This is a genomic window from Streptomyces sp. NPDC127038, from assembly GCF_042725875.1.
Lineage (GTDB): Bacteria > Actinomycetota > Actinomycetes > Streptomycetales > Streptomycetaceae > Streptomyces.
Map to the genome: position 1 here is coordinate 131481 of NZ_JBHXDQ010000007.1, position 13788 is coordinate 145268.

Consider the following 13788-nt stretch of genomic DNA (forward strand, 5'->3'; position numbering starts at 1 on the left):
TCCCGTTCAATGGGAATAGGTATCGTCGGCGAGGACCGACGACGGCCAGACTCCCTGCAACCCCCTTGAACCGTCCTGGAGTCGACATGCCTGAACGTACCCGCGTCGCGATCATCGGCGCAGGACCCGCCGGACTTCTGCTGTCCCATCTCCTCGACCGGCGGGGCATCGCATCGGTGGTCCTCGACTCCCGCACGCGCGAGGAGATCGAGACCACCATCCGGGCCGGCATCCTGGAACAGGGCACGGTGGAGATCCTCCATGAGACGAAGGCGTCGGACCGGGTGCTCACGGCAGGGCAGCGGCACGACGGCATCGAGCTCCGCTTCGACGGTGAGGGTCACCGGATCGACTTCGCCGACACCGTCGGCCGGGCCGTGTGGCTCTACCCGCAGCACGAGGTGCTCAAGGACCTGGTCGCCGCCCGCCTCGCCGCCGGCCAGGACCTCCGCTTCGGAGTAAGAGCCGAACGCGTCGAGGACGCGGACTCGACCCGGCCGCGCGTCATCGCCCATGACGCGGACGGCAACACCCTCCAGATCCAGGCCGATGTCGTGGTCGGCGCGGACGGCTCGCGCAGCATCGTCCGCGAAGCCGTCAGCGGTACGTCCGGGGGCCACTTCCGCGAGTACCCCTTCGCCTGGTTCGGCATCCTGTGCCAAGCCCCGCCCAGCGCCGAGGAGCTGATCTACAGCAACTCGCCCAACGGCTTCGCGCTCATCAGCCAGCGCAGCCCCGAGGTCCAGCGCATGTACTTCCAGTGCGACCCGGAGACCGACACCGAGGCCTACACCGAGGACCAGTTGTGGGAGATCCTCCAATCCCGAGTCCCCGGAACCACTTTGAAGGAAGGCCCGATCTTCCAGCGTGACGTCCTGCGCTTCCGCAGCTTCGTCGCGCACGAGATGCGGCGCGGCAGGGTCGTACTCGTCGGCGACGCGGCCCACACCGTGCCGCCCACGGGCGCCAAGGGCATGAACCTCGCCGTCGCGGACGTCGTCCTGCTCACCGACGCGCTGCACACCCTGCTGCTCGACAACGACGCCACCCTGTTCGACGCCTTCCCCGACACCGCACGCCGGCGCATCTGGAAGGCACAGCACTTCTCCTGGTGGATGACGAACATGCTGCACCTCCAACCCGAAGCGAACGGCTTCGACCGGATGCGCCAGATCGGCGAACTGCGCTCGGTCGTCGAGTCGGCCGCGGGCCGCGCCTACCTCTCCGAGGCGTACACCGGATGGCCTTTGCGCTGTTAGGACTTCCCCCGCCGATCACGTCCGAAGCGGCCTGTCCGGCGGGCATTGCCCTACGTTCATGCGGCAGACGCAGACGACGCCGTCCCCTCCGGCGCGGTGTCAGCACTGCGACGCTGCTCGGGGCGAGTGAGCAGGTAAGCCGACGATACGGCAGCCATGGTCGCGACGCCGAGCAGAAGTATGCGGTAGTCGATGACGGCGACCAGTGCGGCGCCTGCGGCGATCGCAATCGTCTGCGGAAGGGAAAGTGCCACGTTGAGCGCCGCGTCCGTCCTGCCCATCAACTCCGGCGGTGTGCGTCGTTGAAAGAGGGTCATGATGCCGACGCTGATCCACGGCAGACTTGAGCCGATGAACGCGGCGCCCACGAGCACGGCTGTTGTCGAGGAAGCTATCAGCAGCAAGAACCCGACGGCGGCGCCCGCCATCCCCAGAGCCACGAGGAGACCTTCGCTGAGGCGCCGCATCACCGGCGCCGCGGTGACGCCGCCTGCGACCGCGCCGACTCCCTGCGCCGAGATGAGAACCCCCAGGAAGGCGTCCGGACGGTGCAACCCCTGGCTGACCACGGCGAAGACGGTTGTCTCGGAAAGACCGAAAGCGATCATGATCAGGGCGCAGACCTTGGTGAGTTGCCGCAGGGATGGGGTGTCGCGGATGTAGCGCGCGCCAGCAGCCGCTTCGGCCAACCAGTGCTGCTCGGACGGCGTCGGCGACTCGTCGCGTATGCGCAGCGCGAGCAGGGTCGCCACGGCGATCAGGAAGGTCACCACATCGCCGACGATCACCGGAGTCGCGCCGAACGCGACGAGCAGTCCGGCGCCGAGGAGGGGCGTGATCAGTCTCAGCCCCCATTGCGCCGTCTGCATGACGCTGTTCGCGTCTCCGAGAAGGTCCTCGGGAACCAGGGTCTGCAGCAGGCCGGTCTGCGCCGGCCCAAGGACACTGGCCGCCAAGCCGTAGCCGAACATCACCACGTAGATGAGCCATATCTGGCCGCCGTCCTGGACCAGCAGCAGGAGCAGGACCAGCGCTGCGGTGACCAGGTTGGTGGCGATCAGCAGCGGTCGACGACGCATCCGGTCGGCGAGTACGCCTCCCGCCGGGCCGGCCAGTGTTCCTAGCGCGAGCAGGAAGAACGACAGGCCCGCCGCCGAGGCACTCCCGGTGAGCATCTTGATCCAGATGCCCAGGGCGAGCCATAACGCCGAGTCCCCGAAGGTCGACAGGATCTGTCCGGCCATGAAGAGCCGGGCATTGCGGTTCGACAGGAGCTTTCGCACCTTGGTCATGCCTCCGGTTTGGTCGCGTCGAGCGGGTAGGTGAACAGGAGCAACTCCACCGGCAGGCTCTCGGCCGGTCGACGCGACGGATCCTCAAGGCGGTCCCGGTAGCGGTCGAGGACCTGGAGCAAGTCGGCATTCAGTTGCCGGGCCTCAGCGGGCGTCACGTAGGCCAGGTTCTCGCTGCCGCTGGTGACCTGCTGCCAGGCTTCCGGGAACCGGGACCGGCGGGCATTGACGGTGCTGGCCCGGTTGAGCCACGTCTCCCACAGCAGGTGGGCCAGAGCCTCGGAAGCGTGGGACATCTCCGCATCACCCGAGGATTCGCCGAAGGAGAAGCCGATGTGCTTCAGCCGCCAGGGCCTACGCCGGCCGGGCGCGTCCCCGGCTTCCTCGACGAAGCCGTACTTGGCCAAGGTCCGCAGGTGGAACGCGCAGTTCGTCGGCGTTTCCCCGATCATCTCGGCGGCTTCCGTCGCCGTGAGCGGCTCGCGCTGGGCTAGCGCTTCCAGAAGCGCTAGCCGAGTCGGATGTGCCACCGCCCTCATCGTCTTGGGGTCCGCCAGCGGACGGAGCGGACGCGCGTCAGCCCCCGGGTGATCCGGGATCGGAGGCTGGCGGGATTCTTCAGAAGACATGCTTCGAAACACTACGCTCGAAACACTGCGCTCGACAAGAAGGCGGCGTCGCCCGGGGAACTGTCGTAGACGAAGTACGTCGACACTGTCGGCTTCTGACAGTCGGCCATGTACCGGCCTCCCACCACGTCGGCGTCCGCAGCGCCGCCACACCCGGCCCGAGGCGCCGCAGCCCAGCGGCTCCTACGACTTTCACCGCAGCCTGGACAACGGTCCACCGGGCTGCAGACCGGAGACTTGGCGAGCCTGCCAGTGGGGCGCTGGGCCATATGACCCGCTCAGGTTCTGGCACAGATCTGAGCTTGTTCTTTATCTGCCGTCCGCTTCGTAGGGCGGGGAGGGAAGGTTCCAGACGGCATCCGACCGGTTGACGATCTTTCGGAGTTCGCGGGCGGTTCGTGGTGATACGGCCCGCATCACGATGTCAAGGAGGGCTCGGGCTCCGAGAGGGTTGTCGCAGCAGTACCAGCGCACGTTGCCCCACTCGTAGTCGTGCCACAGTTCCCGCGCGGACTGGTGGACGTATTTCTTCCACAGGCTCACCGCCGCGTTTAAGTCGCCCGGTTGCAGATAGTTGCGGGTGTGCTCGAGACGGATGATCTCGGACAGTGCGCGCGAAGACAGGCCAATGGCGTCTCGAACGAATTCGCCTGCAGGGAAAGCCGACGACCAGTGGATCAAGAGCCGGTGGGCCTGGACCGGCGTACGCCGCTGAAACGGCGAAGGGGCCCGGCACCTCGGATGCCGGGCCCCTTCGCCGTTCGGGCCCTGCCCTGGTGGTGGGACTCGGCGCCCGACTTGCGCGAAGCTGACGTAAAAGTGTTCCTGAAATGCGCCCGTACGCCGGACGGTCATGGTGGCCGTCCGGCGAACAGAGCTCTGGGAACTGGCAATCGGGCCTACGCCGGGAACATGCTCCAGAACTGGTTGTCGCTGGAGTCGGACGACCACAGGCGCTGGTACGTCCCGTCCATGTCGAGGTAGAAGCGGTCATTGGTCCACTTGTTGGCCGCGTCGGCGGCCAGGTTCGCGACCCGCTGGTAGTAGTTGGTGCGCGGGGTGAACCGCCACCGCTGCTGGTAGGACTGGTTGCACCCCCAGGCCTGCACGGCCGCACCGCCGGTCAGGTTGTTGGCGTCGGCGTCCAGGCACAGGCCCGTGGCGACGTTCACCAGCTCGTACCAGCTGCCGGACGCGCCGCCGCCGCCTTCGGGATAGAAGGTCCACTTGTCGTGGGCGTCGTTCGAGCACTGCTGGATGTAGCTGCGGGCGCCGTTCCCCCCGGCCCCCCAAAGGCACATGGCCTTCCCGGTGCCTCCGGTCCAGCCAGAGTTCTGGATCTTGAAGGTGCCGAGCGAGCTGTCGGCGTGAGCGTTGGCGGGGACGGCGACGAGCGCGGCGACCGCGGCGAGCGTAGCGGCGACGGTGGTGATGGAACGTCGCTTCGTAAGTTTGAAATTCAAGGAATTGCCCTCCTGGAAATCGCGGGCCACGGACCGGGGCCCGTCCTTACTGGATCGGAATGTCCTGGCCGGGGGTCTTCGCCCTCTCCACGGCGCCGGCACGGCATTTCACGGATTCCTCTCGCGGCCGGGAACAGAATGGCGAATTCTGGGGCCGAGCCGCGGCTCCACGATGGACTGCGCGACACGGCGCGGCTACGCTTTTGCGCGAGCGTGCAAAAGCTCCAGACCAGCACCATCAGGGGACGCGCCGGGGGGACGCCGCCTTGATACGGATCCGTCTGACCAGCGACGACCTCGAACGGACGCAGGTCGCCGACACACCGGACTTCGGCTACGAACTCGCCCTGGGCGTGGCCCACTTGGCCGGCCCGGCTCCGGACCGTCGGCTGTCGACCTGGCGACACGAGGTCGCCTCCACCTGGAACCCGTACCACAGCAGGCTGTTCGAGCTGTACACGGATCTCTACCTGCCCGCGTTCTTCGACGCGGCCACCCAACCCGCGCCGGCACCGATCGACCCGGGGTCACCGCCGGCGGTCGCCCACCTGCGGGACCTGGCCCGATCCCAGGCGCTGACCCCCTTCACACGCGGTCTCGCCGAGGGCCACCCCCGCGCGGCCGCCACCCTCGACCGACTGCTCGCCGGCCTGCGGGCGACGGCCCTGGACCCCTACCGGCGGCGTATCACCTCCCTGGTCGCCACCGCGTCCGCGCACGCACGGACCCAGGCCGAACTGGGCGGCCCCGACCGCTTGCTGAGCTCGGTGCACGCGTCCGTCGGCTGGGACGGCCGGCATCTGCGCCTCAACACCATGGTCGACGCCGTGGAATCCCTCGAAGGACGGCCCTTGATCTTCCAGCCCTCCGCCCTGGCCACCCGGATCACCTTCAACCCGCTCGCCGACGAGGTGGTCGTCAGCTATCCCGCGGCCTTGGCCCCTCTCACCCGGGACCCCGAACTCGACACCCCACCCGCGGCGTTGCAGTCGCTGCTCGGCCCGACCCGAGCAGCAGCACTGGTCGCCGTGGCCCGGACGCCCGCCGTGACCACCGGCCGGCTCGCGGTCGCCCTGGGCGTCTCCCCCGCCGCCGCATCACGGCATGCGTCCGTCCTGCGCGATTCCGGGCTCATCGCCACCACCCGCAACGGCCAGACGGTCCACCACCACCCGACGCGACTCGGCCTCGACCTCGCCCACGGATCGGGCGTGGAGGAACGTCAACGCCGAAACGTGCGCTAGGCCGTCGCCGGTCAGGCGGACTTGTGGCGGGCGCCGCCCTCGATGTGGATCGTCTCGCCGGAGACGAAGCCCGCGCGGAGCAGCCACATCACCGTGTCGACGACGTCGTCGGCCTCGCCGTGGCGTCCGACCAGGGTTCCGGCCGCGCTCTTGCTCAGCAGGCCGGCCTTGCCCTCCCCGAGGCGGTCCCACGCGCCCGAGTCCACGACACCGGGCGAGACGGCGTTGACCCGCACCGGCGCCAGATCCGCCGCCAGATGGCGCGCGAGGTACTCGACCGCACCGTTCGTGACCCCCTTGACGAGTGATCCCGGCCCGGGGCGCCAGCCGACCACACCGGAGAACAGCACCATCGAGCCGTTCGGCCGCAGGATGGGCGCGAAGTGCTTGGCCACGAGCATCGGGCCGGCCACCTTCGCGGTGAAGGCGGCCATCAGCTTGTCGCGATCCAGCTCGGTCGCGCGAACGTCGTGCGGCGCCGAAGCGGTCGTCACGATGTGGTCGACCCCGTCCTTCAGCCGTTCCGCCGCGGCCGCGAGCGTCGACTCGTCCTGCAGATCGACCCGCACCGCGGCGCCACCGATCTCACGCGCCAGCGCGTCGGCCGCGGCCAGATCGCGGGCACCGATCACCACCTCGTACCCGTCCTTCACCGCTCGCCTCGCGACAGCCGCACCGAGTGCCCGCGCGCCGCCGATGACCAGAATCCGTTCCATGTGTCCCGACTCCCTCTCGTAGGATCGAGGACCACGGTATGAATTTGATACCGGTATCTTCAACGAAACTGGGAGCGGCGATGGGCAAGGCGTACAACGTGATGGCGGCGACCTGCCCGAGCCGCACGGTGCTGCACCGGATCGGCGCCCGCTGGACCGTCTTCGTCGTCAACGCCCTCGACGACGGTCCGCGCCGCTTCACCGAACTGAAGCGGCACATCCAGGGCATCACCCCGAAGACCCTCACCGAGACCCTGCGCTCCCTGGAGGCCGACGGTCTGATCAGCCGCCATGAGTACGACGAGAATCCGCCCCGCGTCGAGTACGCCCTGACGCCGCTGGGCCGCTCCCTGCTCGTCCCGCTCCGCGCCGTACGGCTCTGGGCCGAGGAACACGTCCCGGACATCGAGGCGGCCCGAGCACGTCAGCCGGTTCTCTGACCCAGAGGCGAAACCGGTCATAGTGTGCTCAGCCGAGACGCCACTGCTGGTTGGCGCCGCCGTTGCAGGACCACAGTTCCAGCTGGGTTCCGTTGACGTTGCCCGCGGGCTGGTCGCCTCCGGTGACGTCGAGGCACAGGCCGGACTGGACGCCGGTGATCGTGCCGTCGGCGTTCGGGCGCCACTGCTGGTTCGTGCCGCCGTTGCAGGTCCACAGCTCGACCTTGGTGCCCGCGGTGGTCGCGCCGCCGGTGGCGTCCAGGCACTGCGTACCGCCGTACAGCCGCAGTTCACCGGCAGCCGTCAGGGTGGCCTTCTGGTTGGCGCCGCCGTTGCAGTCCCAGATCTCGATCTTCGTACCGGGCGCGGTCCCGTTGTCGTACGCGTCCACGCAGCGGCCCGAGGAGGCGCCGACGAGGGTGTGGGTGGTGCCGGTGCTGGTGGCCGAGCCGGTGGAGACCCGGAACAGGACGGTGCCGTGACCGGGCACGGTGGCCGAGATGGCGCCCGTGGTGGTGGTCTTCACGTGCGACCACAGGTTGTCGAGGGTGTAGCCGCCTGACGAGGCGGGCAGGCCGACCGCCGACGCGGTGGTGGATACGGTGGCCGGGCCCGAGTTCTCGTTGAAGAGGGCCACGGACACGTCGCCGCCCGCCAGCGGTTTGGCCAGGACGTCCAGGCCTCCGGCGGAGGACACCTGCACGCCCTGCTTGCCCAGCGCGTCCTGGTCGACCGCGACGACGTCCTTGTTCCCGAGGATGGAGGCCGTGGCGGCCGAGGAGTTGGGCAGGTCGTTGCCCGTGATCAGCGGGGCGGCCATCTCGGACCAGAGGCTGAACTCGCTGCGGTCCTCGGTGAACGTCATGCCGCCGTTGCCGACCTCCAGCATGTCCGGGTCGTTCCAGCCGCCGGGGCCGGCGTACTGCGCCAGCTTGACGTTGGCGTGGAAGATCGACAGCAGCGAGCCGTAGCTGTCGTTGATGTCGCCGGTGGTGCGCCACATGTTGCCCACGCCCGCGCCCCACGTCCACACGTTGTCCACGCCCCACTCGCACAGGCTGAACAGGATGGCGCGGCCGCTGTGGGCGAGGGCGTCGCGCATGGTGGTGTCGCGCTGCTGGGCGGAGGTCCCGTCGTCGTTGCAGTTGTCGTACTTGAGCAGGTCCACGCCCCAGGAGGCGAAGCTGTTCGCGTCGGTCTGCTCATGGCCGAGGCTGCCGGGGTAGCCGGCGCAGGTCTTGGTGCCCGCGCTCTCGTAGATGCCGAGCTTCAGGCCCTTGCCGTGCACGTAGGCGGCGGTTCCGCTGATGCCGTCCGGGAACTTGACGGGGTCCGGCACGAGGTGGCCCCCGGAGTCCCGGCTGCCGGCCATCCAGCAGTCGTCGATGTCGACGTAGGTGTAGCCGGCCGCGGCCAGGCCGGAGGAGACCATGTAGTCGGCGACGGATTCGACCTTCTGCTCGGTGACGTTGCAGCCGAACTTGTTCCAGCTGTTCCAGCCCATCGGCGGGGTCGCCGCCAGTCCGTTGGGCAGCGCGCCTGCCTGTGGCGCGGCACCCATGACCCAGGTGGCTGACACAGCGAGCAGGGCCAGGACCACGCCGACCGCGCCACGGGCGCGTCCTCGGGCGGCCTTCGAAGTGCGGGCCGCACCGCACTCCGTACGGGACCTGCGGGGTGCGGAGGGTGTGCCGGGACGGTGGAAGCGCACGTTGTCCTTCTTCCGGGTGGGGGGCTACCTGGTGCGGGGCTGCTCGGACCGATGGCTCGACCTGAGCAGCCCTGCACCGGGTACGACCGCAAGCGAGGGGACGACACAGACGCATGGCATGGTGGGAAAGGATGGAAACGTTTGATTTCTGTGCGGATGCCGGGGCACACCGTCCCAGTCCGCACACACTCCGTCAAGGGTCCGCGTACGTGTCGACGACGCCATTTCGCCTCCCGCCCGCGATGACCGGTGCGAGAGGCCACGTGAGCGGGGAAAACGCAACGTCGACAGACCTCGCGGAGGCGGCTACCTTCACCTGGTCCTCGGCAACCGCTCACGTTCGCAACGGAGTTGTCTCGGGCTGAGCCGCAGCGAAGCGGTTGAGCCGGTCGCGACACACTCTCGCCCCCCGCGCAACCCCCACCGAACCGATCCACGCCAAGCACCCCGACCAGGGAGAGACGCATGCCCCGTCTTGCGCTGTACACATTCGGCGTCCTGAAGTCCCCTCTCACCGATCCCGCGCCTCTCACGCGCGAGTTCTACGCCATCGGTGAGGCCGTCTACCGGGCGATCAGTCAGTCCCCCGGATACCTCGCCCATGCCGAAGCGGCAGACGGTGAACAGGGCATGCTCTTCGGGGCGGACTGGGGTGCGTGGGGGGAGTTCGCCGTACCGGCCTGGTACGGCAAGGGCCGTACGGTGGAGACCACCGCCCTGGCCACGACCCTCTCGCTCTGGACCGACCTGCGCCCCGCCGTCGACGCCATCTACACCGGTCTGCACCGGGGGGCGCTGAACAGGCGTTACGACTGGTTCGAGAAGACAGGGCACCCGAACCACGTGTTCTGGTGGGTCTCCGACGACGTGACCCCCACCTGGCGGGACGGCGTTTCCAGGCTGGAACACCTCCGCGACCACAGCTCCGCGCCGCACGCCTTCACCTCCCAGCGGCCGTTCGGCCCGGACGGAACTCCGGCCAGGATCAACGGAATCGGGTCGGCCAACGACCGGGCCCGCTGACAAGACCTGATCCGCGGGCCCTTGTTCGGCCCCGCATCGGCGGAGCGAATTCCCCTGACGTCAGCGTCAGTGCACGGCAAGGACCCACAGGAAGACAGCCAGCGCCCGCACCAGGTCTTCCGTCTCCTCGGTCTGCACCAGCAGTGGGGCCGGTACGTGGGACAGCTGCCAGGACGCCCGGTCCGAGGGCTCGTACGGCTCCTCCGCCGCCCACAGACGTCCGATCTCCTCGGTGCTCGCGCCGAGCCGGGCGCACGCGTCGGCCGCGGAGCCGAGGGCCTTGACCAGGGGGCCCTCGTCGTCCCAACTCGCATCGCCCCGACTTTCATCCTCCGGCCGGGAGCCGAGCAGGGTGCCGGCCGCGCCCGACAGTGCGGCTGACACGGCGGCCAACCTCGATGCCCGCCCCAGCCAACTCGGCGCCGGATGACCGGAATCAGCTGGCTTGGCGAGCAGTCGTTCCAGGTCTTGGCCGAGGCGTCCGCCGATGGACCGTTCCTGATCGGTGGGCCGCCAAGCCCCCCGTTCCCGCATCTCGTCCGCCAGCCCCATGGCGTGGCGGACCTGCGCGAGAGCCGCAGGCCAGTCGCCGAGATCCCAGTCCGGGAGTCGCCAGCGACTCCCGGACGCGGTATCCGAGCGTCAGCCGTACCTGCGCGGGGCGCGGCCGCGGCAGGTCCGCCTCGACATGGGCCTGCAGTACGGGCCTGATCGCGGCCACCGACGCCGCGCTGCCTACGCCGATCCCTGTCTTGCGGGCCGCATCCGGCAGGGGCCCGGCGTCCAACGGTTCGGCTCCCTGGGCGCAGTAGCTCATGGCATCGGCCAGCACCACCTGGTCGACGAGAAGCTCCGCGTCGTAGGCCGCTCTCCAGAACAGCAGACCGAGCGTGTTGTGCCTGCCGCTCCCCCATGGCCACTTCGCCCGCGCGCCGGGGTCTGCCGGAAACCGTGAGGGCACCCCGGGTCCCAGGCCGCCATCGCGCCCGTCGTACCAGGCGACCAGCAGGCGTGCCTGGTGAACGGCACGCTCCCACGCCCCGCAGCCGTAGGCGACCTGATGCCCCCGCTCCCACCCATTCCTGTCCACGGCGCGAACCGTACCGGGGCCCGGGCGGCGCGGGACGGTCGGGAGTCGGGCATCAGGCGCGGCTGAGCCGCCGCGCCGCCCGGCCCCCCTCTTATCCGTCTCGGCCCTGCCAGGTGGTCACGCAGGCCTCGTTTCCCTCGATGTCGGCCAGTACCCAGAAGGCCGGTGCTCGGGTGGCGGACACCAGTCGGCCTCCGGCGGTCAGCGCGGCATCGATCCGCCGGGGTGCCTCGTCGTGCGGGACGCAGATGTCGAAGTGGATGCGATTGCGATCCGGGCGTGGCTGGTCCATGGGCTGGAACCAGATCGCCGGGCCCTGTCCGACCGGGTCGACGAGCGCATCCGTAGGACCGTCGGCTCCCGCTTCGTCGGCGTAACCCAACACCGCCTTCCAGAACGGCCGGATCGCGGCGGCGTCGAGTGCGTCGATCGCGATCTCCAGGAGCTGGACCGACCGTGGCGCTTCCACACCGATCTCGGGCTCCGTCCGCGACCCGGCCTCCCGCACAGCACCGGAGATCCGATGCGCGAGAGCGATGTCGCGCGTGGTCACCGCGGCCTGGTCCAGGGACTGGAGCGTGAGTACCACGCGCCCAGGTCGGACATCGGCGCACAGGTGCCGATCGGCGGAATCACCGCACGCCGCCACCGCGCGCGCCGCCATCTCGGCTCCCTGGGCCATCGACCCTACCGGGACCGACGTTCGGATCGTGCCCAACAGAAATCGCCATCCCAGGTCGCTCACCGCGTCCGAGGCTTCCTGCCGACTCAGCGTCTGCTCCATGGACGACATCCTCTCAGTCCGACCCTCCGCGCAGCGGCAGAGTGGCTGTGTCGGTGTTCTCGACGACGTGCTGGTGAGGTCGCGTTGTCGGCGGGGTCTGCGGTCGTGCCCACGTGAGCGAACTGGTCGAGCACGTCGATGAGTACGACCGTGTGGTGGGTGTCGTCGAGCGAGACGAGGCGGTGCGTCAGTGCTGGCCGCATCGCATCGCTACGACGATCTGCCGTGATCGGGCCGGACGGTTCCTGGTGCTGCGGCGGTCCGAGACGCTGTCCCGGTTCCCGGGCTACTACGACGTGATGGTCGGTGGCGCCGCGGAGGTGGGCGAGTCGTACGAGGAAGCCGCGGCCCGGGAACTGTCCGAGGAGCTGGGCGTTCGTGTGCCCGTGCGCTTCATGTTCAAGTTCCTCTGCCGGAAGGGGATCAGTCCCGTGTGGTTCGGGGTGCACGAGGCTGTCGTGACGGAGCCTCTGGTCCCGGACCCCGGCGAGATCGCCTGGCGGGACTGGCTGACAGAGGCCGAGTTGTGCGAGGTCGTCGACCAGTGGCTCTTCGTTCCGGGAGGACGGGAAGCTCTGCGCCGCTATCTGGCCTCCGGATCCGGCAGTTGAGGAAGAAGTCTCGCCTGCCGTCCGCCGATGATGTCAGTGGCCGCTGCGATGCTGTCGGCATGATCCCCTGGAATCTGCTGGACATCGACCGGGCCCTGCGCGCCAGTTGGGCCGCCGACACCTGTTCTCCGGACGACCTCGCCCGCTCGGGCTGGCAGCCCGGCAACCCGGCCTGGGGCCACTGTGACATCACGGCTCTGATCGTGAACGACATCTTCGGTGGTGACCTCGTGGTCGGGGAGGTCCACCGCAGCGGGGAACAGCAGGGATTTCACTGGTGGAACCGACTGCCCAGCGGGATGGAACTCGACCTGACGCGTGAGCAGTTCCAGGATGGCCAGACCGTCACCGCGGCGCGTGACGTCAAACGCCCACCGGGGCCCCTGCCTCGGCGCTGGGAGGAGTATCTCCTCCTGCGCCACCGTGTCATCAAGCACCTCGGTCACCTCCCCGAGCCCGCCGTATGACCTGACGACCTCGTGCGCCTGCCGCCACCGCCCGATCTTCGTTCATCCACACAACTGACGATGATCACCAGTAGCCGCGGCTGTCCCACACCGGCCTTGACCAGTGAGATCACGATCGACGGCTGGAGTGCTGAACGGTGATTCCAGCGGCGCGGGCCAGTACGTCGGCGGTCCGCGATCCCGCCTCGACGGCGTGGGCGGCGGTGCTGGGAAGGCAGCGGTGGTACTCGGGAACGAACTCGGTCATGATGACGCCGGCGTGGTCGGTCGCGACCTCGTCGAGCGACGCCGGCCAGCCCTGTTCCGTGAGAGCCGAGCACAGTTCGCGTGAACGCTCGACGTCCACCACGGAATCGGCGGTGCCATGCACCAGCCACACCGGTACAGGCGGCAGCAGGCGGCCGCCCCTGCGGAGGTCGTCGAGCGGGACGGTGCCGGTGGTCGGTGCCGCCGATGCGTACGAACCCGCGATTCCCACGATCGCTCGCGGCCTCCAGTCGCCAAACGCTGCGGGGTTCAGGGCGACACCTACCGCGGCCTTGCCTCCCAGCGACCAACCGGCGAGCGTGATCCGTTCGGAATCCCCGCCGAAGTCGGACACGTTCCGCCGCACGAAGACAGCCGACTCCCTCAGGTGCGCTCGCCCGCCGTCCGGCGCGTCGGGACGCCAGTCCGGCACCAGGACAACGACGCCCCGCTCTGCCGCAGCGCGGGCGACCAGCGCGAGGACGTCCCGTTCGTCCGGGCCCCGGCCGTGCCAGAGCAGCACCGCGGGCACAGGACCCGACGCGCCGCCGGGCTGATAGACGTCCAGGAGCTTGCCACTGGCCCCGTACCTGAGCCCAGTCTTGACGACAACCTCTGTGGTCACCCCGGCACCCCCGACTGATCACATCACGAACCACGTCACGCTACCAACGTGAGTCGGCTGACCTGACGCCAGGTCAACCGGCGGCCGGGCGGCGCGGGGATGCCGTGCCCCCACGGCCGTAGCCGCCTTCATTAACCCTTTGCCGATGAGCCGATGGACCAACTACGTTCTCCCAGCCGTCCATGTCG

At 69.1% G+C, this 13788-nt stretch carries 14 protein-coding genes; 6 read left to right on the plus strand and 8 right to left on the minus strand.

Annotated elements, in window-relative coordinates; genetic code table 11:
• Positions 1-86: 86 nt before the first annotated feature.
• On the plus strand, positions 87-1259 hold the full coding sequence (locus ACFWI4_RS08000; RefSeq protein WP_387192135.1) for a 4-hydroxybenzoate 3-monooxygenase: 1173 nt from the start codon (positions 87-89) through the stop codon (positions 1257-1259).
• Between the two features lie 56 nt (positions 1260-1315).
• Here ACFWI4_RS08000 and ACFWI4_RS08005 read toward each other — a convergent pair whose 3' ends face one another.
• From ACFWI4_RS08005 to ACFWI4_RS08015, 3 genes are all read right to left on the minus strand, one after another.
• Positions 1316-2551, minus strand: coding sequence for an MFS transporter (locus tag ACFWI4_RS08005; RefSeq protein WP_387192137.1), 1236 nt, complete (start codon positions 2549-2551; stop codon positions 1316-1318).
• Positions 2548-3081 carry an ArsR/SmtB family transcription factor gene (locus ACFWI4_RS08010; protein WP_387192139.1) on the minus strand — a complete coding sequence of 178 codons (534 nt, stop codon included), beginning with the start codon at positions 3079-3081 and terminating at the stop codon, positions 2548-2550. Before ACFWI4_RS08010 ends, ACFWI4_RS08005 begins: the two co-directional genes overlap by 4 nt.
• Positions 3082-4079: 998 nt before the next feature.
• Positions 4080-4643 (minus strand): RICIN domain-containing protein, encoded by a 564-nt coding sequence (locus ACFWI4_RS08015; RefSeq protein WP_387192141.1) that lies wholly within the window; start codon positions 4641-4643, stop codon positions 4080-4082.
• Positions 4644-4909: 266 nt separating this feature from the next.
• Between ACFWI4_RS08015 and ACFWI4_RS08020 the strand changes: the two genes are divergently transcribed.
• Positions 4910-5887, plus strand: coding sequence for an ArsR/SmtB family transcription factor (locus tag ACFWI4_RS08020; RefSeq protein WP_387192143.1), 978 nt, complete (start codon positions 4910-4912; stop codon positions 5885-5887).
• Between the two features lie 11 nt (positions 5888-5898).
• On the opposite strand, the gene ACFWI4_RS08025 is transcribed toward ACFWI4_RS08020, so the two are convergent.
• Positions 5899-6603, minus strand: a complete 705-nt coding sequence (locus ACFWI4_RS08025; RefSeq protein ID WP_387192145.1) for an SDR family oxidoreductase — start codon at positions 6601-6603, stop codon at positions 5899-5901.
• A gap of 80 nt (positions 6604-6683) precedes the next feature.
• Here ACFWI4_RS08025 and ACFWI4_RS08030 point away from each other — a divergent pair, with 80 nt between their 5' ends.
• Positions 6684-7043, plus strand: a complete 360-nt coding sequence (locus tag ACFWI4_RS08030; protein WP_385397973.1) for a winged helix-turn-helix transcriptional regulator — start codon at positions 6684-6686, stop codon at positions 7041-7043.
• 28 nt (positions 7044-7071) lie between these two features.
• Here ACFWI4_RS08030 and ACFWI4_RS08035 read toward each other — a convergent pair whose 3' ends face one another.
• Positions 7072-8643: a glycoside hydrolase family 27 protein gene (locus ACFWI4_RS08035; RefSeq protein WP_387192259.1), complete on the minus strand. Its 1572-nt coding sequence runs from the start codon at positions 8641-8643 to the stop codon at positions 7072-7074.
• A 576-nt stretch (positions 8644-9219) separates the two neighbouring features.
• Between ACFWI4_RS08035 and ACFWI4_RS08040 the strand changes: the two genes are divergently transcribed.
• A complete protein-coding gene (locus tag ACFWI4_RS08040) occupies positions 9220-9777 on the plus strand; it encodes a DUF3291 domain-containing protein (RefSeq protein WP_387192147.1) in 558 nt (185 codons plus the stop codon).
• 66 nt (positions 9778-9843) lie between these two features.
• Here the strand turns inward: ACFWI4_RS08040 and ACFWI4_RS08045 are convergent, their stop codons facing one another.
• A complete protein-coding gene (locus ACFWI4_RS08045) occupies positions 9844-10161 on the minus strand; it encodes a hypothetical protein (protein ID WP_387192149.1) in 318 nt (105 codons plus the stop codon).
• A 797-nt stretch (positions 10162-10958) separates the two neighbouring features.
• Positions 10959-11651, minus strand: coding sequence for a VOC family protein (locus tag ACFWI4_RS08050; protein WP_387192151.1), 693 nt, complete (start codon positions 11649-11651; stop codon positions 10959-10961).
• A 113-nt stretch (positions 11652-11764) separates the two neighbouring features.
• Between ACFWI4_RS08050 and ACFWI4_RS08055 the strand changes: the two genes are divergently transcribed.
• Complete coding sequence (locus ACFWI4_RS08055) at positions 11765-12262, plus strand: NUDIX hydrolase (RefSeq protein WP_387192153.1); 498 nt, start codon at positions 11765-11767, stop codon at positions 12260-12262.
• A gap of 59 nt (positions 12263-12321) precedes the next feature.
• Positions 12322-12729, plus strand: a complete 408-nt coding sequence (locus tag ACFWI4_RS08060; protein ID WP_387192155.1) for a hypothetical protein — start codon at positions 12322-12324, stop codon at positions 12727-12729.
• Positions 12730-12838: 109 nt separating this feature from the next.
• Here the strand turns inward: ACFWI4_RS08060 and ACFWI4_RS08065 are convergent, their stop codons facing one another.
• Entirely contained in the window at positions 12839-13600 is a 762-nt protein-coding gene (locus ACFWI4_RS08065; RefSeq protein WP_387192157.1) for an alpha/beta hydrolase, read from the minus strand.
• Positions 13601-13788: the final 188 nt, after the last annotated feature.